At 68.0% G+C, this 22,574-nt stretch carries 35 protein-coding genes; 22 read left to right on the top strand and 13 right to left on the bottom strand.

Features of this window, described 5'->3' with window-relative positions; translation table 11 throughout:
• Nucleotides 1-501: a zinc-ribbon domain-containing protein gene (locus tag C3942_RS00740; protein ID WP_104228421.1), complete on the bottom strand. Its 501-nt coding sequence runs from the start codon at nucleotides 499-501 to the stop codon at nucleotides 1-3.
• 120 nt (nucleotides 502-621) lie between these two features.
• On the opposite strand from C3942_RS00740, the gene C3942_RS00735 reads away from it, so the two are divergent.
• The 17 genes from C3942_RS00735 to C3942_RS00655 all read left to right on the top strand — a co-directional run bounded on the left by C3942_RS00735 (nucleotide 622) and on the right by C3942_RS00655 (nucleotide 10,186).
• Nucleotides 622-1,158, top strand: coding sequence for a hypothetical protein (locus C3942_RS00735; protein WP_104228420.1), 537 nt, complete (start codon nucleotides 622-624; stop codon nucleotides 1,156-1,158).
• Nucleotides 1,155-1,718, top strand: coding sequence for a hypothetical protein (locus C3942_RS00730; protein WP_104228419.1), 564 nt, complete (start codon nucleotides 1,155-1,157; stop codon nucleotides 1,716-1,718). The genes C3942_RS00735 and C3942_RS00730 overlap by 4 nt, the downstream gene beginning before the upstream one ends.
• Nucleotides 1,715-2,224 carry a hypothetical protein gene (locus tag C3942_RS00725; RefSeq protein WP_104228418.1) on the top strand — a complete coding sequence of 170 codons (510 nt, stop codon included), beginning with the start codon at nucleotides 1,715-1,717 and terminating at the stop codon, nucleotides 2,222-2,224. The genes C3942_RS00730 and C3942_RS00725 overlap by 4 nt, the downstream gene beginning before the upstream one ends.
• The gene (locus tag C3942_RS00720; protein ID WP_104228417.1) at nucleotides 2,221-2,481 is read left to right on the top strand and encodes a hypothetical protein; all 261 of its coding nucleotides are present in this window, start codon (nucleotides 2,221-2,223) and stop codon (nucleotides 2,479-2,481) included. The genes C3942_RS00725 and C3942_RS00720 overlap by 4 nt, the downstream gene beginning before the upstream one ends.
• Nucleotides 2,482-2,485: 4 nt before the next feature.
• The gene (locus C3942_RS00715) at nucleotides 2,486-2,764 is read left to right on the top strand and encodes a hypothetical protein (RefSeq protein WP_104228416.1); all 279 of its coding nucleotides are present in this window, start codon (nucleotides 2,486-2,488) and stop codon (nucleotides 2,762-2,764) included.
• Nucleotides 2,764-2,976, top strand: coding sequence for a hypothetical protein (locus C3942_RS00710; RefSeq protein ID WP_104228415.1), 213 nt, complete (start codon nucleotides 2,764-2,766; stop codon nucleotides 2,974-2,976). The genes C3942_RS00715 and C3942_RS00710 overlap by 1 nt, the downstream gene beginning before the upstream one ends.
• The gene (locus C3942_RS00705) at nucleotides 2,973-3,176 is read left to right on the top strand and encodes a hypothetical protein (protein ID WP_104228414.1); all 204 of its coding nucleotides are present in this window, start codon (nucleotides 2,973-2,975) and stop codon (nucleotides 3,174-3,176) included. The genes C3942_RS00710 and C3942_RS00705 overlap by 4 nt, the downstream gene beginning before the upstream one ends.
• Complete coding sequence (locus C3942_RS00700) at nucleotides 3,173-4,054, top strand: hypothetical protein (protein WP_133164201.1); 882 nt, start codon at nucleotides 3,173-3,175, stop codon at nucleotides 4,052-4,054. Before C3942_RS00705 ends, C3942_RS00700 begins: the two co-directional genes overlap by 4 nt.
• Complete coding sequence (locus C3942_RS00695) at nucleotides 4,051-5,565, top strand: ParB/RepB/Spo0J family partition protein (protein ID WP_104228412.1); 1,515 nt, start codon at nucleotides 4,051-4,053, stop codon at nucleotides 5,563-5,565. The genes C3942_RS00700 and C3942_RS00695 overlap by 4 nt, the downstream gene beginning before the upstream one ends.
• Nucleotides 5,566-5,568: 3 nt before the next feature.
• On the top strand, nucleotides 5,569-5,781 hold the full coding sequence (locus C3942_RS00690) for a hypothetical protein (RefSeq protein ID WP_104228411.1): 213 nt from the start codon (nucleotides 5,569-5,571) through the stop codon (nucleotides 5,779-5,781).
• A gap of 2 nt (nucleotides 5,782-5,783) precedes the next feature.
• Nucleotides 5,784-6,044, top strand: coding sequence for a P-loop NTPase family protein (locus C3942_RS00685; protein ID WP_104228410.1), 261 nt, complete (start codon nucleotides 5,784-5,786; stop codon nucleotides 6,042-6,044).
• A 7-nt stretch (nucleotides 6,045-6,051) separates the two neighbouring features.
• Nucleotides 6,052-6,939, top strand: a complete 888-nt coding sequence (locus C3942_RS00680) for a recombination-associated protein RdgC (protein WP_104228409.1) — start codon at nucleotides 6,052-6,054, stop codon at nucleotides 6,937-6,939.
• Nucleotides 6,940-6,941: 2 nt separating this feature from the next.
• The gene (locus C3942_RS00675) at nucleotides 6,942-7,175 is read left to right on the top strand and encodes a hypothetical protein (protein ID WP_104228408.1); all 234 of its coding nucleotides are present in this window, start codon (nucleotides 6,942-6,944) and stop codon (nucleotides 7,173-7,175) included.
• Between the two features lie 60 nt (nucleotides 7,176-7,235).
• On the top strand, nucleotides 7,236-7,835 hold the full coding sequence (locus C3942_RS00670) for a hypothetical protein (protein WP_104228407.1): 600 nt from the start codon (nucleotides 7,236-7,238) through the stop codon (nucleotides 7,833-7,835).
• Between the two features lie 42 nt (nucleotides 7,836-7,877).
• Nucleotides 7,878-8,369, top strand: a complete 492-nt coding sequence (locus C3942_RS00665) for an Lcl C-terminal domain-containing protein (protein ID WP_104228406.1) — start codon at nucleotides 7,878-7,880, stop codon at nucleotides 8,367-8,369.
• Between the two features lie 24 nt (nucleotides 8,370-8,393).
• Nucleotides 8,394-8,837 carry a four helix bundle protein gene (locus tag C3942_RS00660; protein ID WP_104228405.1) on the top strand — a complete coding sequence of 148 codons (444 nt, stop codon included), beginning with the start codon at nucleotides 8,394-8,396 and terminating at the stop codon, nucleotides 8,835-8,837.
• Between the two features lie 176 nt (nucleotides 8,838-9,013).
• The gene (locus C3942_RS00655; protein ID WP_165797266.1) at nucleotides 9,014-10,186 is read left to right on the top strand and encodes an RNA-directed DNA polymerase; all 1,173 of its coding nucleotides are present in this window, start codon (nucleotides 9,014-9,016) and stop codon (nucleotides 10,184-10,186) included.
• A gap of 5 nt (nucleotides 10,187-10,191) precedes the next feature.
• Here the strand turns inward: C3942_RS00655 and C3942_RS00650 are convergent, their stop codons facing one another.
• Both C3942_RS00650 and C3942_RS00645 read right to left on the bottom strand, forming a co-directional pair.
• Nucleotides 10,192-10,467, bottom strand: coding sequence for a hypothetical protein (locus C3942_RS00650; RefSeq protein WP_133164200.1), 276 nt, complete (start codon nucleotides 10,465-10,467; stop codon nucleotides 10,192-10,194).
• 12 nt (nucleotides 10,468-10,479) lie between these two features.
• A complete protein-coding gene (locus tag C3942_RS00645; RefSeq protein ID WP_104228402.1) occupies nucleotides 10,480-10,698 on the bottom strand; it encodes a hypothetical protein in 219 nt (72 codons plus the stop codon).
• A gap of 176 nt (nucleotides 10,699-10,874) precedes the next feature.
• Between C3942_RS00645 and C3942_RS22180 the strand changes: the two genes are divergently transcribed.
• Nucleotides 10,875-11,096: a DUF4224 domain-containing protein gene (locus C3942_RS22180; protein WP_165797265.1), complete on the top strand. Its 222-nt coding sequence runs from the start codon at nucleotides 10,875-10,877 to the stop codon at nucleotides 11,094-11,096.
• A gap of 41 nt (nucleotides 11,097-11,137) precedes the next feature.
• Nucleotides 11,138-12,067: a tyrosine-type recombinase/integrase gene (locus C3942_RS00635; RefSeq protein ID WP_165797264.1), complete on the top strand. Its 930-nt coding sequence runs from the start codon at nucleotides 11,138-11,140 to the stop codon at nucleotides 12,065-12,067.
• A 212-nt stretch (nucleotides 12,068-12,279) separates the two neighbouring features.
• Here C3942_RS00635 and C3942_RS00630 read toward each other — a convergent pair whose 3' ends face one another.
• A complete protein-coding gene (locus C3942_RS00630; RefSeq protein WP_104228399.1) occupies nucleotides 12,280-13,248 on the bottom strand; it encodes an NAD-dependent epimerase/dehydratase family protein in 969 nt (322 codons plus the stop codon).
• Nucleotides 13,249-13,389: 141 nt separating this feature from the next.
• Here C3942_RS00630 and C3942_RS22175 point away from each other — a divergent pair, with 141 nt between their 5' ends.
• Both C3942_RS22175 and C3942_RS00625 read left to right on the top strand, forming a co-directional pair.
• The gene (locus C3942_RS22175; RefSeq protein ID WP_165797263.1) at nucleotides 13,390-13,545 is read left to right on the top strand and encodes a hypothetical protein; all 156 of its coding nucleotides are present in this window, start codon (nucleotides 13,390-13,392) and stop codon (nucleotides 13,543-13,545) included.
• An 85-nt stretch (nucleotides 13,546-13,630) separates the two neighbouring features.
• Nucleotides 13,631-14,083 (top strand): limonene-1,2-epoxide hydrolase family protein, encoded by a 453-nt coding sequence (locus C3942_RS00625; protein ID WP_104228398.1) that lies wholly within the window; start codon nucleotides 13,631-13,633, stop codon nucleotides 14,081-14,083.
• 6 nt (nucleotides 14,084-14,089) lie between these two features.
• Here the strand turns inward: C3942_RS00625 and C3942_RS00620 are convergent, their stop codons facing one another.
• From C3942_RS00620 to C3942_RS22170, 8 genes are all read right to left on the bottom strand, one after another.
• A complete protein-coding gene (locus tag C3942_RS00620) occupies nucleotides 14,090-15,367 on the bottom strand; it encodes an MSMEG_0569 family flavin-dependent oxidoreductase (RefSeq protein WP_104228397.1) in 1,278 nt (425 codons plus the stop codon).
• Between the two features lie 15 nt (nucleotides 15,368-15,382).
• Nucleotides 15,383-15,664: an MSMEG_0570 family nitrogen starvation response protein gene (locus C3942_RS00615; protein ID WP_104228396.1), complete on the bottom strand. Its 282-nt coding sequence runs from the start codon at nucleotides 15,662-15,664 to the stop codon at nucleotides 15,383-15,385.
• Nucleotides 15,657-16,640, bottom strand: a complete 984-nt coding sequence (locus tag C3942_RS00610; protein ID WP_104228395.1) for a sll0787 family AIR synthase-like protein — start codon at nucleotides 16,638-16,640, stop codon at nucleotides 15,657-15,659. The genes C3942_RS00615 and C3942_RS00610 overlap by 8 nt, the downstream gene beginning before the upstream one ends.
• A complete protein-coding gene (locus C3942_RS00605) occupies nucleotides 16,637-17,209 on the bottom strand; it encodes an MSMEG_0567/Sll0786 family nitrogen starvation N-acetyltransferase (protein WP_104228394.1) in 573 nt (190 codons plus the stop codon). The genes C3942_RS00610 and C3942_RS00605 overlap by 4 nt, the downstream gene beginning before the upstream one ends.
• Nucleotides 17,199-18,344, bottom strand: coding sequence for an MSMEG_0568 family radical SAM protein (locus C3942_RS00600; protein WP_243393484.1), 1,146 nt, complete (start codon nucleotides 18,342-18,344; stop codon nucleotides 17,199-17,201). Before C3942_RS00600 ends, C3942_RS00605 begins: the two co-directional genes overlap by 11 nt.
• Before the next feature lie 2 nt (nucleotides 18,345-18,346).
• Nucleotides 18,347-19,372 carry a Nit6803 family nitrilase gene (locus tag C3942_RS00595; protein WP_104228393.1) on the bottom strand — a complete coding sequence of 342 codons (1,026 nt, stop codon included), beginning with the start codon at nucleotides 19,370-19,372 and terminating at the stop codon, nucleotides 18,347-18,349.
• A gap of 25 nt (nucleotides 19,373-19,397) precedes the next feature.
• A complete protein-coding gene (locus C3942_RS00590) occupies nucleotides 19,398-19,880 on the bottom strand; it encodes an MSMEG_0572/Sll0783 family nitrogen starvation response protein (protein ID WP_104228392.1) in 483 nt (160 codons plus the stop codon).
• Between the two features lie 116 nt (nucleotides 19,881-19,996).
• On the bottom strand, nucleotides 19,997-20,149 hold the full coding sequence (locus C3942_RS22170) for a hypothetical protein (RefSeq protein ID WP_165797262.1): 153 nt from the start codon (nucleotides 20,147-20,149) through the stop codon (nucleotides 19,997-19,999).
• 114 nt (nucleotides 20,150-20,263) lie between these two features.
• On the opposite strand from C3942_RS22170, the gene C3942_RS00585 reads away from it, so the two are divergent.
• The gene (locus tag C3942_RS00585; protein WP_104228391.1) at nucleotides 20,264-21,661 is read left to right on the top strand and encodes an aminotransferase-like domain-containing protein; all 1,398 of its coding nucleotides are present in this window, start codon (nucleotides 20,264-20,266) and stop codon (nucleotides 21,659-21,661) included.
• Between the two features lie 3 nt (nucleotides 21,662-21,664).
• On the opposite strand, the gene C3942_RS00580 is transcribed toward C3942_RS00585, so the two are convergent.
• The gene (locus tag C3942_RS00580; RefSeq protein ID WP_104228390.1) at nucleotides 21,665-22,564 is read right to left on the bottom strand and encodes an alpha/beta fold hydrolase; all 900 of its coding nucleotides are present in this window, start codon (nucleotides 22,562-22,564) and stop codon (nucleotides 21,665-21,667) included.
• Between the last annotated feature and the right edge of the window lie 10 nt (nucleotides 22,565-22,574).

Below are 22,574 nucleotides of genomic sequence, written 5' to 3'. Positions count from 1 at the left end.
TTATTCGATCGCCACTTTGTCGGCGGTCCAAGATTCGCCGTTGCGGGTCAGAATCACGCCGAACTTGTTTCTCAGCTTGGCGCCGAACGAGTTTTCGGCATCGACGAAGCCCTGTACGAAGTACTTCGTTCGCTCAGGGTTGGATTTTATGACGTACTCATGCATGCCAAAAACACAGCCGGGAAACTCGGCGGTGGCAGGTGCCTTGAGCCTGGCGCGAACAGCTCTCTGAGCCTCGCTACACGCGCGTGCGGCGAGTACGGCCTCGCTGTCTTCTTTCTTGGCAGTCGCCTTGGGGCTCGCCGGCGAATCAGTGCCGCCAGATGACACTGCGGCCAAGAAGCCGACGAGCGCAGGGATACCCAGGAAGATGATGAGCAGCCAGCGCGCCAGTGAACTGACGGCGTCTCTCTTTTTCGGCACTGGAGCACCGCACTGCGGACACCCGTTGGCCTTGTCGCTGACCTTGGCTCCGCATTCCCTGCAACTGATTAGCGCCATTCGTCCGCCCCCTCGAACCGATATTAAAGCGTAGCAAATCAAAAGTAGGGCAAAACTAAACACGGTGTTGACTCCTGTATAAACAGGGTGTTTAATCCGCTCCAGTTCATCGGAGCGGCCATGCACACCAGCACCCCCAAAGCCCCAGTTTCGCCGGCGAAAGCAGCCCGGCCCCTCTGCGGCGAGCCTCTGCTGAAGCTGCCGGCGCCGCCGGCGCCCAAGACGGTCAAGCCCACCGCGCAGATCAACGCGATCTCCCGGATCGTTGAGGTCCCCTACAACTTCGGCATGGGCGAGGACCTCCCGCCGGGCCGCATTGAAGTCTCGATGTCGGCGCCGGACTACTACCGGCCGCGCTCCGAGCCCCTGGTCCGCATCGGCCGCCACCGGCTCTACGGCTGTACCTTCAGGGGCAACATCCAGTTCGGCGAGGAGCGCATCGACCTGGACGAGGTCGAGCAATTCGTCACGGCCTTGCTCGAGGCCGCCACCCGCACCCGTCTGGCCATCCTCGGCTCGCGCGTGGACGAGCCGGGCAAGGACCTGGCCACCGGCGGCCACGACTGGGACAAGCTGACGCGCGACATACGCGCGCTCCGCGAGCTGGAGAACGCCGACCGCGACTACGGCGACGAGCAGCCGGAGGGCGGGGCATGAGTGACGACGCCATCAAAGCTCGCCTGCGCAAATACCTGGAACTCTCCCGCCGAGGCGAGGGCGGTGAGCGCGAAAACGCCGAGAAGTTCCTGAGGCGCCTCCTGACCGAAAACGGTTTGCGGCTGGAAGATCTGGACGACGAGCTCACGGCGAAGGTTGAGGCGCGCTTTGTCGTCAATCCCGGAATCGAGGAGCGCATCGTGACCAACGTCATTTGCTGCGTTCTGGCGGTGACGACATTCCGCCATGGCATCGCCAAATGCCGTGGCAAAAACGCCGGCAAGGTAGCCTGGTTGGTGCAGATGACTCCAGGCCAGAGGCTCGAGGCAGAACTAATGCTGGGGGCGCTGATGCCTGCTTTCCAGAAAAAGCTTGAGCAACTGGCAACGGCCTTCATTGCCACCAACAAGCTCTACGCACCCAGTGGACCGGGAGACGAGTCTAAGGGGGACAGTGAGTTTGATCCCATCACAGAGATGGAAGCGCGGCAAATCGCCGCGATGATGCATACCATGACGCGCACGGTGATACCACGGGGCGCCATCGGGAGGCAGGCATGAGCCACTCAAACAGGCTCAAGCCCGGCCCGTTCGACGCCGCTCCCGCCGAGGATTCTGCGCATCGCGTCAGCGACCCGGTCCCAGCTCAGCCCGAGGACTTTCCGCCGCTGTCGCTGCTGATCAGCGAAACCCGGGCCGTCCCGGCGCTGCTGCTCCGCAGCTTCGCCAACACCCACCGCAGCGCCTTCGACTACCCGGGCTTCACCGTCCACATGGATGCAGACGGCCTGGAAACCGTCGCCGGCGACTTCGTCCAGCGGGCAACCGGCCACCTGTACCTGGTCACCGTCACGCCGGTTGTCGATCCGGCCGACCTGCGCGACCGCCTTCGTTCCGAGCAGCCGCTGTACCAGGAACTCAGCGAGATCCTGGCCGAAGCCGAGGGCTTCATCGCCGGCTTCGAGGATGACGAGATGCAGGAAGGCGTCGCCGAGCTGCTTGCCCGCATGCGCCGCCTGATGCCGGGCGGCCTGCTTCACATGTCCACCGAGGGGATGCCCAGATGAGCCAGACCATCCGCCAGCGCCAGGCGCTCAACGGCGCGCGCCGCCACCTGCCCATGGCCGTAGACGTCAGCCAGCCGCGCCGCGTCCACTGCCAGCGCGATCTCAAGCCCGGCCGCGGCGAGCCCGCCGTCCTGCGCCTGCGCCCGTCGAGCCAGGAAGACCTGGACGAGAACCCCGGCCCAGGCCCGCTGCCGGCGGCGCTCTTCATCATGGCCGCGGTGCTGATCGCCCTGGGCCTCTACGCCTGGCTGGCCTGACGCCATGTCGCGCCCGCAGCCTTCGCCCACCTTCGTGCCGGTGCCGCTGGCCGAACAGGCAGACGCCATTGTCGATGAGTGCGCCCGCGCCCAGGTCAACCTCCCGCGGCTGACCATCGCCCGCAAGGGCAAGAAAGCCATGCACCCGGACAAGGTCCAGCAGCGGATCCGCGAGTACAAGGGCGTTATGCACTCCATCCTCGTGCTGGAGCGCTTCGAGCAGGAAGGGCGCCTGCCGCCGGACCTCCTCGCCGCGCTCCGCAACAACGGGCAGGCGCAGTGATGGACGGCCTCTTTGAGCAGCTGGAGCACGCCTGCCGCAGCTTCGCAGGCCCGGCGCGATCCATCGCCACGCTCATGCGCGGCGCCGGCGTCCGCAACATCGCCGCCGAGGGCTACCGGTACGAGCTCAGCGATCACGCCCTGGTTATCACCAAGGCCGACACGCCGACCCTGGACGGCGAGCCCAACCCGCAGCGGGCCTTGCCGCTATGAGACTCGCCGCCGACAATCGTGAGCAGCTTCTGCGCGACCTGGAAGAGTCTGAGGCGAAGGCTTGGGACTCGCTCTCCCGCTACAAGTTCTTCATGTTCGGCTATCACGCGGCCGACGTGGTGAAGCTGAATCGCCGCCTGGGTCTCAAGCGCCCGAACCCGTTTGCCGTCCTGGTCAACACCGCGAGGGACCGCCGATGAACGCCGCATTTTCGCCGGCGAAAGACGGCGCAGTGGATCTGCTGTGCATCCAGGTTGTTGCCGCCATCCGGCTGGATCCAGGTATCGAGCTACCCCATCTGCACTCCCAATTGAAGGCGTTCTACCAAGTGCCTCAGCTCCGAGATGCCCTGGACACCGCGCACCGCCAGGGCCACATCTATAGCGAGCGCACCAGCACCGGCCGGGTGCAGTACTTCCCGCGCCGCGGCAAGCCGCTGGCGCGGGCCGTGGAGCTCGCCAGGGCCACGCCGGAACAGGTTGCCGGCATCGGATACCCGCAGGCCAAGTCGGGCGGCGCTGCCCCCTGCGCAGAGGCCAAGGCTCCGTCAGGAGGCGACGCAGCGCCCGTGCCGCCTGCCGCTCCGCGCAACGTAGCCGTGGACTTCTCCGGGGAGGCGCCCATGGCGGTCCGCGCCGGCAGCATCGTCTGCCGCGCCTACCAGGCCATGACCGAGGCCACGAAGCCCATCACCGCGCCTGCGCTCGCCAAGCAGCTGGGCGTTAACACCCCCGCTGTCGCGGTCTCGCTGTCGTTGCTTGCCTCACGCCAGGTGCTGACCTATAGCCCGGGCGCCAAGAAGACCATTGCCGGCACCTACCGCATGGCCGACCAGCCGCGGGCCGTGCGCGTCTTGGACAACTGCATGAGCAGCCGCTTCAAGGCCGCGGCCGATGCCAGCCATCGCGCCGCAGATGCGGGCATGGCCCTGGCCCACGCCGTCAGCGGCCTGGGCGCCAAGCCCATTGCACGCCTGCAGGACAAGTTGTTCCTGCTTGATTCGCTGATCCAGACGCTTCCCTACGACGCCGAATTGCTCGGCGAAATCCGCAAAGACCTCACCGGAGTTGCCGCATGAACATGCCCGCGAAAATCGAGACCCTGGACTACCAGTTGGTCAAGGCGCAGATCAACCAGCTGCGCCCCTACGCCAAGCAGCTGCGCAAGCTGTTCAACCCGGAGGCCTTGCAGGAGCTGGCGGATTCTATCCGCGCCCAGGGCGTAGTGCAGCCCATCGTGATCCGGACGGCCAAGCCGGGTGCGGACGGTACGAAGACCATCGAGCCCTGGGAGATCATCGCCGGCGAACGCCGCTGGCGCGCCGCCCAGCTCGCCGGGCTCGACGGCATTCCTGCCATCGTGCGCGACGACCTCTCCGACACCGACGTGGAGATCCTCCACCTGGTGGAGAACCTGCAGCGTGCGAGCCTGACCCTGATCGAAACCTGCGACGGCGCGGCAAAGCTCGTCGCACTGGTGGGCTTCGACGAGGCCTGCAAACAGGCTGGCCAGACCCCCGCCTGGATGAGCCGCCATTCCCGGCTGGGGGAGCTGGATGAGCGCATCCAGGCTCTGGTGGAGGAGGGCAAGGTCACGTCGATGGAAATGGCCCATGATCTCCAGCAGCTCAAGGGATACGACGCGGTGCAGTTCGGCAAGACGCTGGGGGACTTCGAGGGCGGCTATGCCTGGTCGAGGCCGCCCACCCGCCAGCAGCTACGCGATCGGGTGAAAGACGCCAAAGAGGCCTTCGAGCTCAGGCAAGAAAGGATCGAGGCCAAGCGGAAGGAGCGGGAGGAGCTGAAGAAGAAGATCGCGGCGGACCCAACCTTGAAGGCGAAACTGGCGGCTGACAAGGCCAAGGACCCGGAAACGAGGCGGAAGGAGCGCGAGGTCAAGGTCAAAGCGCTTAACGCCGAGGGCGAACGCATCGGCGAGGAACTGACGATGAAATTCCTGCAGCTCGCCGGCTTCGACCTGTCCAAACCGAAGAAGGGGCGGCGCGTGGATCTGCCCGTCAAGGTCGATCTCGCCAGTCGATATACCACCTATGGTGGTGAGGTGTTGCCGGAGAACGCGGAGTCGTCGAAATACTCGGTCAATTTCTGCGGCGGCATCGACACCATTGCCCCGGCCCTCAACATCGTTGCGCCGGGCTCCAAGGTGGATCTGGAGCATGACGAGCTGTACCAGATCACCCAGGAGGAGGCCCGCAAGATCGAGAAAGCCATCGGCCGTCCTCTCATCTGGAGGCACTACGGCGACGACCTGACAGCCAAGAAGATCCGCGCACTGATCGACGGCGTCGGTGATAAGAAGGTCGCGAAGCCGGCGGCCAAGGCGGGCCAGAACTCATCCGTCTTCGACTTCCTGGCCGCCAGTTGCGTCAAGAAGAAGGGCTCCAACATCCAGGCGGCCGAGATGCACGAGGAGTACAGCACCTGGTGCAAAGAGCAGGGCCGTGCGGCCGAGATTCTCCCGCTCAAGGGCGGAACCAACGAGTTCGGTAATGCGATTGCCAAGGCCAAGATCAAGCGCCATCGCACCAAGGCCGGCTTCGTCTACCTGGATATCGAGTTCAAGGCCTGATCCATGCCTGACCACATCAAGCCCCAGCCGCCGGCGCCGCCGCCCAAGCGCGTCATCTACGAGGACGCACCGCTCGGCACCTTGCAGCTGGTGATCGAGCTCGTCCTCGGTGGCATTGCGATCACCGCCATCGCGATCTGCCTGGTGGGGTACGGCGAACAGCGTGCGGCAAGCCGCTGCGCCCAGTCCGTGGAATCCACCCTCAACCAGGAGTAGCCATGCAGCACACCAGGAGCATCATCGTGTTCGGCCCGCCGGGTTGCGGCAAGACCCGCGACCGCAAGCGCATCGCCAAGCACTACCGCCTGACGCGGATCCGCGACAACTGGGACCCCACCCAGGTCTTCACGTCCGTGGACACCCTGCACCTCACCAACGCGCCGCCGCCGGGCGACGGCCGCGACCGCCGCGTCATCAGCTACCAGGACGCCATGTTCCAGGTCGAGGCCGGCGAAGCCCGCGCTAGGGCTAGGTCCTGAGGCCGCCATGTTCTTCAAAGCCCTGGTGTGGTTTGACCTGGACGAGGACTGGGACCTCACGCCAGGCGAGTTGGAAGAGATCCTGGCCGAGTTCCCGCTCCGCCCCTGTGAAGGCACCGTAGCGAGGACCATCGGCTGGGTAGCGCCCTGGACCGACGGCGCCCTGGTGCGCAACCAGGGCCGTCAGTACCTGGCCGCGCTGGGCTGGGAGCAGAAGGTCCTGCCCGGCGCCGTGATCAAGAAGCACCTCGAGGAGAAGTGCGCCGAGATCGAGCGGCAGAAGGGCTACAAGCCCGGTCGCAAGATGGTCAAGGATCTCAAGGAGCAGATCATCCTGGAGTTGCTGCCCAAGGCCTTCGCGAAGCCCGGCCAGCTCCGCGTGTGGCTGGACCTGCAGCGGCACCGCATCGTTGTCGCCAGCAGCAGCACCAGGGCCGCGGAGGAGCTGGTGGAGTACCTGCGCAACTCCCTGGGCGGCGAGCTCGCCGTATCCACCCCAGAAGTCCCGCTGGCGCCGGCCAACACCTTCACGGGCTGGGTCGCGGCGCGTGAAGTTCCAGGCCGCTGGGCCCTCGGCGATTCCTGCCGGATCGAGGGCCGCGACGAAGATGGAGCGCGGATCTCCTACGGCCGCTACGACCTGGCCAGCGACGATATCCGTCACCACCTGACGCAGGGCTGCGTCGTCACCAAGCTCGCCCTGGTCTGGAACCAGCGCGTCAGCTTCACCCTTACCGAGCGCCTGCAGCTCAGCCGCATCGAGTTCCTGGAAGTCCGCCCCGACACCGACGAGACCCAGGAAGAAGCCCACGACGCCGACTTCGCCCTCATGGCCGGAGATCTTGGCGAGCTGCTGGACGACCTCATCACCGCACTGGGCGTTGAGCGGGAGTAGCCATGTCCAAGCACAACCGCTCTATCTGCGACCCCGCAAAGCCCTGTGTCTGCGGCGGTAGGGGCTGCGCCATCGGCGGGATGCCGGCGCACGTTGAATGCAACCGCTGCGGCCGCTGCACGGAGTTTCATCCGACGAGCGAAGAGGCTTGCGACGCCTGGGATCGCGGCGAGGTCATGACCGAGGAGGTGTTCCTGGCTCGAGCCAGGGAGCTCATCGGCGACGAGGAAGAGTAGGCCGGCACTTTCGCCGGCGAAAGAATCACGCGCCTCACTGCGCTTAATCAGGAGTCAAACGTGTCCAACCTGCATATCTCAGTCTACAAAGGCGAGGGCGACAACGCCCTCTCCATCTCCATAAGCGGCGACATTGCCGCCGCCCTCACGGCGCCGACTGCCGCTGCGCCGCCCGCGCAGTTCGGCGGCGGCCTGCTGATCGAGCGTGCCCCAGTCATCCTGAATCCCGCCGATCTCCCGCGCCGCTTCCTCGACGCCAGCGGCAACATGGTCGAGGGCGGCAGCAGCCACCACGTCATCACCCACTTCGACACCGCCGGCCTGATGTTCGATATCCGGGCGCCGCGCAACGTATCCAGCACCGCCGAGGCCTGGCAGCTGGCTCGCGAGTGCGACCTCCTCGGCCGCAAGGGCGAGTGGGTGGTCGGCAAGGACTGGGAGAACAACCTGATCATCGATCGCGATTTCCGCGAGCCGGCGGTCAACCCGCAGTCCTTCCCCAACATGCCCAACCAAGGGCTCATCTACTGCGACCGCGGGCTGAAGGGGTCTCCGGGCCGCGTCTGGTTCGTCGACCTCCACAACGGCAACGTCCTCTGCACCAACGACGACTACAACGGTCTCGTCGTCCCCTGTCTCCGCGTGCCGCCCCGTCAGTGATCTGACCTCTGTCCGCACTCCCTCATCCCACAGGAGCTCATCGTGACCGCACCCGCCACCATCACGCCGGCCGACACGCCGGCGATCATCATCGACATCCGCAGGCCCCTCTTCCTGCGCCTGGACGCCAAGGGCGCCGAGCTGCCGGCCGACGCCAAGAAAGGCCACGCCATCACCCACTTCCCGCAGTTCGGCCTGTACTTCGACGTGCGCCGCTGGAAGAACGCCGACAACCTCCAGCAGGCCGAGGCCCAGGCTAAGAAGTGCGACCTGCTGGGCCGCAAGGGCGAGTGGGCGATCCCCGAGGAGACGGAGATCCAGCTGCTCATCGATCGCTCGCGCCACGGCCCGGCCGTGAACCCGCTGATCGCTCCCAACGCGCCCAGCTCGGGCTGGGTCTACACCGCCCGCGGCGCCTCGTGGTCTCCGGGCCGCGTCTGGTTCGTCCTCCTCCGCCGCGGCGGCGTCCTCTGGCGCTACGACGGCTACCGCGGTCTCGTCGTCCCCTGTCTCCGCGTGCCGCCCCGTCAGTGATCTGACTTTTTTCCAGGCCTAGCGATGCGCGCCAACCTCCCCGAGATCATCAAGACCTGCGAGCGCCTGCACGAGGAGCTGGAGCGGGCGGTGCCGGACTTCCCCGCGAAGTACAAGCACTACCTGGGCCTGGACATCCGCCATGCCGCCCAGCAGACGGCCCTGCTGGCCCAGGAGGCCATGATGGCGGGGGAGGAGCGCCTGGCGCTGCTGCTTCAGCTGCGCAAGGGGAACGATCGGCTCAAGCTGCTGATGCAGGCCGCCCGGCGCATGCAGTGCTTCAAATCGTCGGGGCAGTACGAGGTCCTGGCCGAGCTGGCCTACAGCGCCGGTCGCCAGACCTGGGGCCTGCTGAAGGCTTCTGGCAAGCATCCTTCCGGGCAGAATGCCGCGGCCACGCATCACCGGCCACCGGCAGCGTCCCGCGACACTGAGTACCCGCGCCACCCCACCGGGGTCAACGCATGACGAAGCTCCGCTACCAGCAGCAAGGATGCGCAGCCGGGTCCCAAGAGCGTGGGGATCGTGGTCTCCGGGCCACGTCTGGTTCGTCAACCTCAACAACGGCAACGTCAACTGGAACAACGACGACAACAACGGTCTCGTCGTCCCCTGTCTCCGCGTGCCGCCCCGTGAGTGTCAGGATGCCGGAGCGGGTATCGCTCCGCGACCTCGAGCGCGCCCATTACCGGGCCCGGCGAGGCAAGAAGCCCGGCCGCGACATGGCGCGGTTCCATGTCCGGTCCATCGACAACCTGCTGCTGCTGCGCGATCAGATCAATGACCACACCCTGGTGCCGTCGCGGACGGTGTGCATGGTGGCCGAGGACCCCAAGGCCCGCGAGATTCACGCGCCGGCCTACCGGGACCGCGTCTTCCACCACTGGGCCGTGCCGAAGCTGGAAGCCCTCTACGAGCCGCGGACCTGCTACGACAGCTACGCCAACCGGAAGGGCAAGGGCCTGCTGCAGGCCGTGCGGCGGGTGCAGCAGTTCTTCCGCCAGGTCCAGTCCGGCCAGGGTGGCGGCTGGTGCCTGAAGCTGGACATCGCCAACTTCTTCTATAGCGTCAACCGCCGGAAGCTCTGGCAGATGCTCAAGAAGGCCATGCAGGCTGGCGGCCTGCCGCTGACGCTGCAGCGGGCCATTCATGCCGCCCTGCGTGGCGATCCGCTCGCCGCCGGCGTCACCTACCAAGCCACCCCGGAAGAGCTGGCCCTGGTGCCGCCCCACAAGCGCCTGAAGAACGCGCGGCCGGGTTTCGGGCTGCCGATCGGAAACCTGCTGTCGCAGTGCCTGGCGCCCACCGTCTACCTCGATCCCCTGGACCAGTTCATCAAGCACGTCCTCAAGGTCAAGCGCTATGTCCGCTACGTCGACGACTTCCTGCTAATCCACCAGAGCCGGGAGCAGCTGCTGGAGTGGCAGGATCGCATCGAGGCCTTCCTGCGGGAGCACCTGGACCTGCACCTCAAGGCCGAGCGCCAGCTGCTGCCGCTGACCCACGGCTGCGACTTCCTGGGCTACGTGATTTACCCAACGCACATGCGCGTGCGCCGGCGCGTGGTCTCGCACGCCAGGGAGGCCTTCGCCGCCTGGTCGCGCGCCCACGTCCACGGCAACCAGATCCGCGCGACGCCCGAGCAGCTGCGCCGCGGCCGCAGCCAGGCCGCCAGCTACTTCGGCCACCTGCGCCATGCCGGCGCCCATGGCCTGGAGGCTGAGTTTCGCCGGCGAAACCCCTGGATCAGCGTCGTGGAGCGGCCTAGGCGGATCTCGCACAAGCTGCAGGGGAGTGAGCTATGCATCCCCCTGTAGCCGCCTCATCTCGCGGGCCGCAGGGGCGGCGCATCCGACCGATCCGGCAGGCAGGGCGATCGCAGCCGGAACTCCGGCATGCGCTCTCCGCAGCGGCCGCAGACGGCCTTGCTGACCAGGGTCGAGCAGGAGATCTCGCCGTAGCGCGCGATCAGGTCCAGCGGGTTGAACTCCCGGGAGTTCATGCAGCGCGTGCAATGCAACCGGATCCAGTGCTGGCCGACGTGCTCGCGCAGGTCTCCGACCGGGCCCGGGTTGGGGTTTTCGTCTCGTTGCCGCACGCCATCGGCTCTCTAGGCGCCGAGCAGATCAGCCGCAATCGTGATGCTCTTCTGTATGGCGGCCTCGCGCGTAGGGTAGCCTTCCTCACGATAGGAGAGCGGCGGGAAGGAGCCGGCCACCACTTCCACAATAGACCAGGCGTCCTCGCCGGCGTTCAGGATGGTGATATGCACCTCCTCACCCGCAACCTCGAGGATCACGGTCTCGCGGTTCAGCTTGGGCCTGGACATGCTTTTCTCCGGTCGATGGCGCGCACGTTACCCCCTAAGCCGCGGCGCATTCAATGGAAAATCGCGCGTCTTGTGTCTTGCCCTTCGCAATCGCCCGCCCGGAGCTGCACTGCCCGGGCTGGGGTCTTCGTTTCGCCGTCTCATCCAGCCGGCAGGATAGCGCGGGCGGGGCAGCCGTGAGCGATCGCATGCTATCCGACGAGGAACTGGCCGATGCCACCGGCTATCAGCAGCCCAGCAAACAGCTGGAAGCCCTGCGGGAGATGGGCCTTACGCCCCTGGTACGGCCTGATGGGAGGGCGCGCATCACCTTCGCGGCCCTGACGGCGGCGATGACGGGAGCCGTCAAGCCAGCCACGCAGCGGCCGAACTTTTCCGCGCTGCACGCGAGGAGGTAACCTGTATGGGAATGGGACGGAAAAGAACTAAGGACAAGGACATGCCGGCGCGCGTGTATTTCTCGCGCGGGTTCTGGTTCTATGTCACCAGCGAGGGCAAATGGATCAAGCTCGGCAAGGAGAAACCCGAAGCGCTACGGGCCTATGCAGAGCTGCTGAGTGGCGATGGCCGCGTCCGCATGAGGGAGATATTCCTCAGGTACGCCCGGGACATCCTGCCTACGAAGGCGCCCAGCACGAGAAAGACCCAGGAGAGGCGCCTGGAGGTACTGACTCAGGTGTTTGGCGCCCTCTCGCCCGATCAGATTTCCAGCGGCGAGGTGGCCCAATATCTCGACGAGTCGCCGGCGAAGGTCCAGGCCAACCGGGACATCGCCCTACTGTCCCACGTCTTCACCAAGGCCGTTCGCTGGCGCCTGGCCAAGGCAAACCCCTGCCTGGGCGTGGAGCGCAACGCCGAGGCTCCCAGGGACCGCTATGTGACCCACGAGGAGTACCTGGCCGTATTCGAGGCGGGGAGCCCCGTGATCCAGGCGATGATGGCGCTGGCCTATGTGACCGGCCAGCGCGAGAGCGACCTGCTGAAGCTCCGCCGCGCCCAGCTGACTAGTGAGGGAATCCACTTTCGCCAAGGCAAGACCGGCAAGCGCCTGGTGGTCAGTTGGTCGAGCGCGTTGCGAACGGCAGTGGACCTCGCGGGCCAGCTGCCGGCCGAGGGCGTGGGGAGCTTGTTTGTGATCTGCCGGCGCGACGGCCAGCCCTACAGCGCCGACGGCTTCCAGACGCTCTGGCAGCGGCACCAAATCGAGTGCCTGAAGCAGGGCCTGATCGCGGAGCGCTTCACGTTCCATGATCTCCGCGCCAAGGCCGGCAGCGACGCCAAGGATGGCCGACTCCTGGGCCACATCGACGCGCGCACGCTGAACAGGGTCTACCGCCGTGCCCCGGAAAAGGTCGCCCCGACTTCCTAATATCGCGAATGCATCCCCTGATTCCAAAGGGATTGTTGGAGCGCTCATATTTGGAAGATTTGACTCAAGGCCATGAATTAACGGGAAAAGCGATGAGCCTGTTAATCACTGGGTCCTTGGTTCGAGTCCAAGTCGCGGAGCCATTTACCAGGTTCTATGAACCAAGCAAAAAGCCCAGCCTCTCGGCTGGGTTTTTTTGTTTTCGCCGCTGCCTATCGGCCGTACGGCGAATGCCTCTCGATATGCCGATTCGCCAGCGGTGCCACCAGCCGCATCAGGTGCCGCTTGAACCCCACGCGCTCGCGCATGGCGGTGAAGTAGTCGTCCAGGCTGTGGCGCTGGAACCGCAGCAGGGCCTGGCTCTCCTGCGTGTCCAGCCAGTCGCCGAAGAAGTAGGTCGGGCCGGGGCGGAATTTCTCTGGCTTCAGCGGGCCCAGGCCCATGGTGCCGAGCAGGCGGTTGTAGAAGTCCAGCGCGTTCGTCCGGCAGCGCTCGCCGCCGCCGATGAACAGGGTCTTGCCGATGGCGGCATCGCAATCCACGGCGTTGGCAAAGGCCAGGCCCGCGTCGTCCATGTGCACGAACTCCGCGCGCCCGTCGACCGTGGCCTCGAACATGATGGCCAGCTGGCTGGGATCGCCGGTGCCGAGTTCCATCGGTGGGCAGGCGGCGATGCGCAGGATCGACCATTCCAGCGTGCTGGCCCGGACCAGTTCCTCGCAGCGCAGCTTGGTGGCGCCGTAGTGGTCCGAGGGCGTAGCGGGCATGTCCGCGGTCAGCGGCGGCTGGCGGCGGTGCTGTTCCTGTCCGGCGACTCCCATGCTGGAAGCGAAGACCAGCCGCCGTGCCTGCGGTGAAGCCTCCATGGCGCGGATCAGGCCCGCGGTGCCGTCCACGTTGACGGCGGTGGCCAGGGCGGGCTTGAGCTCGGACAGCGGCGGGATGACGGCCGCCATGTGGACCACGGCATCGACGCCCGCCAGGCTGTCGCGGATCACCTCCGGCTGGAGCAGGTCGCCCCAGACCACGCGGATACGGTCGCCGAAGCCGGCGGCGGTGCGGCGGTTCCTGTCGGATTCCAGCTCCAGGCAGACCACGCGATGCCTGGCGGCCAGCAGGTGCCGGAGGACATGGCTGCCGATGTTGCCGAAGGCTCCCGTCAGCAGGACGGTCTTGGACATGCTCGCTCCCCGCGGCGCGTGTGGATTTCCCGGCCCAAGGTAGCTGCCGCCTCCCGGCGAAATCCCCCTGCAAACGGAGTGCGCTTGCCGGCGGGCACTTGCCGGGCGCAGGGCTGTCAAAGCCAGTGGAGAAGGGCCAGAATGCCCCGGTCCGAAGGCCCGCGCTCCATGTCCGACAACGTCCGAAACTGGCTGCTGCTGATCCTCGTGCTGCTGATGCTGGCGGCCGCGGCCTGGTATCTCGACGTGCCGGCGCCGCAACTCTGCCTGGACGGCGGCTGCCACGAAGTGTTCTGAGCCCCGGGGCAGGGGCTCGGCGGCCAGTCACGGCCGCAGGCAGCGGCGCTACGATGCCCGGGACTGAAACTGCCGAGTACCTCCCATGGCCACGACCCGCAAGAGCAAAGTGGAATCCATCGCCAAGCCGGACGCCATCGTCACGCGCTTCCTCCATGCCATCGCGGGCCGCGACTACGCCACCATGGCGGCATTGCTGGACCCGGACCTGGTCTACACCAACGTCTCGCTGCCCACCATCCGCGGCGGCGGCAGGGTGGCGCGCCTGTTCGAGCAGGGCCTGAGCCGCGGCGGCGGCTTCGGCGTGAAGATCCATTCCATCGCCGTCAACGGCGACACCGTGCTGACCGAGCGCACCGATCTGCTCAAGGTCGGTCCGTTCCAGATGTGCTTCTGGGTCTGCGGCACCTTCCGCGTGCAGGACGGCCGCATCGTGCTGTGGCGCGACTACTTCGACTGGATGGATATCGGCCGTGCCTCGTTGCGCGGCCTGGCCGGCATTGCGCTGCCCGGCCTGCGGGCGAAGCTGCCGGACTGACTCCGTTCAGGCGGCCGCCGCCACCGGCATGCCTGCCAGCCGGCGGATGCTGCCGAGCAGGTACTCGGCGTCCTTGCCGACATCGGCCAGCCGTCCGGAGCCCCAGGTGTTCTGCCAGGACAGGCCCAGGAAGTAGGCGCCGGGGACCTGCGTGATGCCGCGGCGCTGCACCGGATGCCCGCGGCCGTTGAACACCGGCAGGTCGACCCAGCCGTAGTCCGGCGTGAAGCCGATGGCCCAGACGATGCTCGTGATGCCGGCGGCGGCGTAGTCCAGCGTGGTGATCTCTTCCGTGGGTTCCCAAGGCGGCTGGTAGGCCGGCTCCTGCGGCGCGTCGATCCCGGCCTGTGCGATGTACTGGTCCACCAGCGTGCGGATGTTGTTGTAGGAGCGGTCGGCCTCGTCCAGGTTCTGGCGCAGGTCGGGGGCGAAGTGGAGCTGTCCCGCTGCCACGCCGCGGAACGAGCCATGGAGGCGCATGCCTTCGAGCGCGCGCTGCCGCAGGTCGATCTCGCGCCCGCCGTCGCGGCCGGTGAGGTAGTGGTTGGTCTTCTCCCGCACGGTCGCCTTCTGCGGGTGGTTTTCGTAGGGGATGTCGTAGTAGCCGGATTCCGTCAGCCAGTCGGTGACCTCGCGGCCGCGGTAGACGCGCGGCGAGCGCGGCGCGCGCCCGACGCAGAGATGCGCCTGCCGTCCCGCGAGGTGGATGTCCTCGGCGATCTGGCAGCCGGACTGGCCGCTGCCCACCACCAGGGCGGCCCCCGGCGGCAGCGATTGCGGGTTGCGGTAGCTGGAGGAATGCAGTTGCAGGATGTCCGGCGGCAGGCGCTCGGCCTCGCGCGGGATGACCGGCTTCTGGTACACGCCGTTGGCCAGGACCACCTGGTCGGCGATCCAGGCGCCGGCGCTGGTGGACAGCAGGAAGCGGCCGTCCGCCCCGCGCTGCAACTGCGTCACCTCCACGCCTTCCAGCAGCGGCGGGTTGAAGCGGGCGACATAGGCGTCGAGGTATTCCACGATCTCCTCGCGCAGCATGAAGCCCCGCGGATCGGGGCCGGCATAGGGATGGCCCGGCAGGCGGCACTGCCAGTTGGGCGTCACCAGGCAGAAGGAATCCCAGCGCGCCTTGCGCCACTCGCTGAAGCAGCGGTCGCGCTCGAAGACCACATGCTCGATGCCGGCCTGCTTCAGGTGCCAGCTCATGGACAGGCCGGCCTGTCCGCCGCCGACGATGGCGACGGCCACGCGGCGGGCTTCGGGGGCGTTGGAAATCTGCGGATTCATGGGGACCTCGGCAACTCAGTATTCGAAGGATTCGACGACCACATGGCCGTCTTCGGGATAGAGGGCGGCGCGCTGTTCGATGGCGCGGATCTGGGCCAGGGCCTGGCCGCAGCCGAAGCCGTACTTCTGCGCCACGCGTTCGCTGGCGTGCTCCAGCGCCGCGCGGCTGCGCGTGACGAACTCCGGCAGCGGGTAGCGGCGGCCGGCTTCCAGTGCGTCCCGGATGGTGCTGGAGGGCGAGTAGCACAGGCTCGTGGAGTCGTCGGGCCAGCGGACGGAAAAGCGCATCTCAGGCATGGCGAAGCTCCGGTTGCGACGGCGGGGCGCAGCCGATCACGGACTCCCGGCGGAAGTCCCAGGCCAGGGCGTGGCCGCCGTCGCCGCGCAGCAGCAGTCGCCGCGCGTCGTCGCAGCGGCCGATGGCGGAGCAGGCGAGGTTGCGCCCGCGGAAGCGCGCGATCACGGCGTCCACATGGCGCGGCGGCACGGACAGGATGAAGCCATAGCTCGGGAAGGCCGACAGCAGCCAGCGCTGCGGGTCGGCGCCCGCAGGGCAGGGAATGGCATCCAGGTCGATCACGGCGCCGACGGCGGAGCACTCCAGCAGCATCATCGCGGTGCCGATCAGCCCCGCCTGGCTGATGTCCTTGGCGGCGGCGCAGAGGCCGTCCTCGGCCAGTGCCGGCAGCAGCTCCAGGTCGCCGCGCAGGCGCGCCGGGTCGGTGCCCACGGCGCAGTTCCAGTGGGGGAAGGGCTCGCGGTAGGCGCCGCGCAGGTCCACCGCGCAGACCAGCACGTCGCCGGGCCGGGCGTCGAAGCTGCTCAGCAGGCGCCGGGCGCGTCCCAGGATCGACACCGCCAGGTTCTCGCCGCTGCCGCGCAGGTTGCTGTGTCCGCCCACCACCGGCACGCCGTAGGCCGCCGAGGCGGCGGCGATCCCGGCCAGCAGCGGCTGCAGCCGCTCGGCGTCGCGCGCCCAGACCGCATCCACCACCGCCAGCGGCCGGCCGCCCATGGCGTAGATGTCGGAGACATTCACCATCACGCCGCACCAGCCGGCGAACCAGGGATCGCGCTCGACGAACTCCGGGATGAAGCCTTCGATGGCCAGCAGTTGCCAGCCGTCGCCGTCGGCAATCGCGGCGCAGTCGTCGCCCACCGGAACCGGGCTGTGCGCGCCGAGATCCAGCGCCTGAACCACGCCGGCGATGTCGCGCTTCTGCGCCAGCCCGCGGCTGTCCTGCAGGGCGTCGACCAGGGCATGCGGGTTCATGCGGCGCGCCTGGGCATAGAGACGAAGCCGGCGGCCTTGCAGGGCGGGTAGTGCGCCAGGTTCGCCTGCATGCGGTGGTGCGGGCGGCCGTGCAGCTCGATCTCTTCCAGTGTGTGCCAGTGCAGACGGCGGAACAGCGGCACGTTCTGCGCCTGTACCTGCGCGGTGAAGCGCCAGGCCCCGCGCGCATGCGCGGTGCCCACCGCCAGCCGGATCAGTTCGCTACCCAGCCAGGCGACGCGGCGGTAGTCCCGGTGTACGGCCAGGCGCGAGCCCTGCCATTCGCCGGGGGCGCTTTCGTGGAGGCGCACCGTGCCCACCACCTGCTCCGGCATGCCGGACAGGCAGGAGACCGCCACCAGCAGCAGCGCGGAGCGATCGGCCGTATCGCGGTCGTCGCGCCCGAACAGGCCCTGCTCGGCGCAGAACACCTCGCGGCGCAGGCGCATGGCCTCGCGCCGCTCCCAGCGTTCGGTCGCGGGTTTCACGAGGTACTCGCTGGGCAGGAACAGGCCCGCGCCGCGGTCGCCGGCGGGAACCCAGTCGAGCAGGCCGCCGTCAGCCGGCATGGGTGCGCACCTCCGCGGCGCCCCGCTCGTAGGCGGACAGCGAGGAACAGGCGCCGCATTTGCCGCAGCCCGCCTTGATGTCCGCCGACTTCAGCCCGCCCTCGACCAGCATGCGGCCCAGCGGCGCCAGCAGGCCGCGCATCGCCGCCGCGCCGGGCGAGGGATGCTGCTCCAGCGGCGTGCCCCCCACCGGCACGAAGGGCACCACGAAGGGATAGACGCCGAGGGCGATCAGGCGCTCGCACATCGCCAGGATCGCCGCGTCGCTGTCGCCCAGGCCGGCGAGGATGTAGGTGCTGACCTGGCCACGGCCGAAGACCCGCACCGCATCCTCGAAGGCTTGCAGGTATTCCGGCACGGTGACGCTGGCCTTGCCCGGCATGATGCGCTGGCGCACCTCCGGCGTGACCGCCTCTAGGTGCATGCCCAGGGCATCCACGCCGGCATCCTTCAGGCGTTCGAACCAGGCCGGATCATCCGGTGGCTCGCACTGCGCCTGGATCGGCAGGTCCACCGCCGCCTTCACCGCGAAGGCGCTCTCGCAGAGGATCTCCGCGCCGCGGTCGGTGAAGTTGGGCGTGCCGGTGGTCATGACCATGTGCTTCACGCCGTCCAGCAGCACCGCCGCGCGCGCGACCTCGGCGAGCTGTTCCGGCGTCTTGCGGTTGATCGTGCGGCCCTCCTTCAGCGACTCGCCGATGGCGCAGAACTGGCAGGACGTGCTGCGCCGGCCGTAGCGGATGCAGGTCTGCAGCACCGTGGTGGCCAGCACGTCGGCCCCGTGCAGTTGCGCGATCTTCGAGTAGGGAATGCCGTCGAGCGTCTGTAGCCTGTAGAACCTCGGCTGGCGCGGGAACTCCACGCGGCCCACGGCCAGGCCGTTGCGTTCCAGCACGCTGATGCCCCGCGCGTCCGGCGCCCGCGCCAGGAATGGCGAGGCGCGGGCTGCGTCGCTGTGTACCGGCACCATCACCGTGTGCCCCTCCACCGTCACGGCCTTGTGGTCGGTGGGGCCGGCACCGCCCTTGCGCGCGGCGGCCCCGGCCTGCGGATTCTCCAGGCGCAGGCCGCTGGCCTGCAGTTCGGTGATCAGCGGCTGGCCCAGCGAGGCCAGGGATACGGCGGTGGTTTCCATCATCATTTCCCCATCAGGCTGGCCATGGCGCTCATGTAGGCGGCTTCGATGCCGTCTGCGGCGGGCGCCGGCATGGACTTGGGCGGAGCGGGCGGCGCAGGCGGCTCGGCCAGCGGCGAAGCGGCGCGCCGGTCGAGCTGCAGGCTCAGCAGTTCCGGCCTGGCGTAGTGGCCCACCGAATCCATCATCCGCTTGCGCTTGTCGATCAGAGCGAAGTCGAGATCGGCGATCACCATGCCTGCGCCGTCGCGCAGCGGCTCGGCCAGGTGCTTGCCCTCGGGCGAGATGATCGCGGTGTAGCAGCCGCCGGCGAAGGCCTTCTCCAGCTCCGGCGAGGGCGCGGCGGACTTCTTCTGTTCCGGCGTCAGCCAAGCGGTGGCGTTGACCACGAAGCAGCCGGATTCCAGCGCGTGGTGGCGCATGGTCAGTTCCATCTGCTCGGAGAAGATCGGACCCACCAGGGAGCCCGGGAACTGCGAGCAGTGGATCTGCTCGTGCTGCGCCATCAGCGCATAGCGCGCCAGCGGGTTGTAGTGTTCCCAGCAGGCCAGGGCGCCGACGGTGCCCACGGCCGTCTCCACGGTGCGCAGGCCGGCCCCGTCGCCCATGCCCCAGACCATGCGCTCGTGGTAGGTCGGCGTGATCTTGCGGCGCTTGAGCGCCAGCTTGCCGTCGGCGTCGAACACCAGTTGCGTGTTGTAGAGCGTACCGTGGTCGCGTTCGTTGACCCCCAGCACCACCACAATGCCGTGCCGCCGCGCGGCGGAAGCCACCGCGTCGGTGACGGGGCCGGGCACGGTCGGCGCATGCTCGTAGAGCCGCAGGTGCGCCGCCCCCATCGTCACCGCGGGGGTGACGAAGGAGAAGTAGGGGTAGTAGGGCACCACCGTCTCGGGGAACACGACCAGCTGCACGCCCTGGCGCGCCGCTTCGGCGATGGCCTCCAGCACGCGGGCGACGGTGCCGTCGGCGCTGTCCAGCTCGGGATTGAGCTGGACGGCGGCGGCGCGGACTTTTCTCGCGGTCATGGCGATGGCTCCGTGCGGGGCTGACCTACACGGTCCAGGTATGGATCATGAAGGCGTTGTCATTGCGGTGGAGCAGGATCAGGTCCAGCACGTCGAGCGGGTTGATCGGACGGATGCCCGGCAGCAGCGAATGCTCGCCGTGGCCGTAGAGCATCTGCAGCGCGAAGCGGCAGCAGTACACCCTGCCGCCCTCGGCCATGAACGATTCCAGCTGCTTGCTGAAGTTCTGCGCGCCGGGGAAGGCCTCGTCGCCGATGGTGGGGAAGCCGCGCTGGATGCCCAGGGTGACGCCGGGGCCGTAGAGCAGGATCGAGGTCTCGAAACCCTTACGCTGCAGCCGCTTGCCCTGCAGGATGTTGACCAGGCCGATGGACCCCTCGAAGGCCACGGTGTGGAAGGTGACCAGGGCCTTCTCGCCGGGCTTGGCCTTGACGTCCTCGAAGACCTTCTCCTCGTAGTCCACGAAGAAATCGCCTTTCTTGGTGGCGGGGGTGCTGACTGCGGGCATGGTGACTCTCCAGGTGGATTCGGTGGTTCGGGAATTTCGCCGTTCCCTGTCGCGGCACCGGGTTACAGCGCAACCGATGTGCCAATTGTTTCGCCGCGATCACGGCTGGAATCCGATCAATGTGAGACATCGCGGAATCCGCGCGAAATTTTTTCCGATGCCGGGAAGGCCTTGTCGGCGGCTTCGCGGCGCCGCTCGCGAAACACCGCGAAACACTTGGATTCAAAGGGATAAATCGCCGCATCGGGATGGCGCACGCGCTGCTTCACGGTGCAACCGGCGGGCATTCGGCGTGCAACGGCGGCTCGATTGTTTTTGATTTGTATGCAATCAACGTGGAACAGTTGTTGCGAGTGCCGGGTGGTCCACCGGAGAGATCACCCATGTCCAACGAAACCAGCCGCTGGGCCGCCGCCATCCGTGCCAGCAGCAAGCCGGCCTACGTTGCCCTGGCCGACGCGCTGGCCGAGGACATCCAGTCGGGCAAGCTGGCGGCGCTGCAGCGCCTGCCGACGCTGCGCTCGCTGGCGACGGCGCTGGACCTCAACTTCAGCACCGTGGCCCGCGGCTATGCCGAGGCGCAGCAGCGCGGCCTGATCGACAGCCGTGCCGGCAGCGGCAGCTTCGTGCGCGAGACACTCCGTTCGGGCCCGGTGCGGCGCTCGCCGCCGGCCGGCCTGGTGGACATGACCATGAACATGCCGCCGGAACCGCGCGACCGCGCGCTGTTGCAGCGGCTGCGCGAGGGCTTCGCCAGCCTGGCGGAGGTGGACCCCTACGCCATGCTGCGCTACCAGGAGTTCGGCGGCATGGCAGAGGACCGCGAGGCCGGCGCGCACTGGCTGTCGCGCCACGTGCCCGGCCTGGATGGCTCCCGCGTGCTGGTCTGCCCGGGCGCACAGGGCGCGCTGCTGGCGCTGTTCACGCTGCTGGCACGGGCCGGCGACAGCATCGCCTGCGAGGCGGTGACCTATCCCGGCATCAAGGGGCTGGCGGCGCAACTCGGCATCCGTCTGGCCGGCCTGCCGGCGGACGATGAAGGAATCGATCCGGAGGCCTTCGGGGCGCTCTGCGCCGCCGATCCTCCCAAGGCGCTGTACCTGAATCCCACCTTCAACAATCCCACCACCGCGGTCCTGTCCGCGGAGCGCCGCGAGGCCGTGGCCGAGATCGCGCGGCGCTACAGCGTGCCCATCGTGGAGGACGACCCCTACGCCTGCCTGCCCCGCCAGCGCCTGGTATCGCTGGCGGCACTGGCGCCGGAGCTGACCTTCCACGTCACCGGCTTCTCCAAGTGCCTGGGTGCCGGCATGCGCATCGGCTACGTCTCCCTGCCCAGCGCGCGCTACACCGCGCGCCTGTCGGCGATCATGCGCACCACCACGGTGATGGCGCCGCCGCCGCTGGTGCGGCTGGCCACGCGCTGGATCGACGACGGTACCGTGCGCGCGATGACCCTGGCGATCCGCGAGGAGTCGATGGCGCGGCAGCAACTGGCCGCCGAGGTGCTGAGACGTGCGGACTACTGCACCAGGCCCGAGGCCTTTCACCTCTGGCTGACGGTGCCGCCGGCCTGGACGCGCATCGAGTTCGCCACCCACCTGCGCGCCCACGGGGTCGGCGTGGTGGTGTCGGACACCTTCACCGTCAGCGGCACGGCACCGGAGGCGGTGCGCGTCTGCCTGGGCGGGCCGGCCGACCGCGACGAGTGCCGGCATACCCTGGAGATCATCGAGGACGCCATCGAGCAGGCACCGGCCCTGGTGTCCCGGGTGATGTGAACGCTAGCCCCTCAGGAACCGCCCCAGCTCGCGCATGAAGCGCAGCGGCTCGTCGCTGAGCGGCACGTGGCCGGACTTCTCGAAGCGCAGGATGCGGCCTTGCTGGACCTGCCGCGCGATGCTCATCTGGCCCTCCGGATGGTAGAGATCGGAGCGCATGCCCACCAGCACCGTCACCGGCACGGGGCAGCCGGCCAGGGCGGGGCGGTAGTCGTGCCCGCCGCTCAGGTAGGAGCAGAGCGTGGCGCGCAGGTCGCCCAGGTGCGTCGACGGCACCAGGCGCGAGAACAGCCAGGGCCAGTGCGAGGCGGCGCGCAGGGTGCTGCGCAGCGCCGGCTTGCCGGCGATCTGAGCCAGGGTATCGGCCAGCGTATCCATCGCCTGCCGGCGCGCGGGCGGCGGCAGCTCGGTCAGGCGCCCGGCCTGCGGGCTCTCGGCCAGCACGGCCTGCAGGCGGCGCAGCGCGGCGAACAGCTCCGCCTGCCTCTCGCCCCAGAGGCCGTAGGTCCAGCCCTCGCGGTTGCCCACGCAAGGGGACTGGTCGATATGCAGGTAGCGCTTCACGCTGCCGAATCCGCCCGCCCGCAGCAGGTGCAGCGCCGTGCTACCGCCCAGCGAGTAGCCGGCCAGGAGGAAGTCCCTCAGGCCGAAGTGCCCGATGATGTCCTGCACGTCCTCCATGTGGTTCTGGAAGATGTCGGCCTGGTTCAGCCGCACGCCGGCGGACCGGCCGGCGCCGCGGAAATCCGGCAGGTGGAAGCGGAAGCGGTGCAGTTGCGGCAGCAGGAAGGGCAGCCAGTAGCGGCTGTCCATGCCCATGCCGTGCAGCAGCAGGGCGGGCTGGCCGCGGCCGATGACGCGCACGTACAGGCGCTGGCCGTCGCGGACGGTGACGAAAGGCATCTCTTGAGTG

Source organism: Solimonas fluminis (assembly GCF_002930645.1).
In the GTDB taxonomy this organism is placed as follows: Bacteria; Pseudomonadota; Gammaproteobacteria; order Nevskiales; family Nevskiaceae; genus Solimonas_A; species Solimonas_A fluminis.
This window is presented reverse-complemented; position numbering and strand designations above follow the sequence as displayed.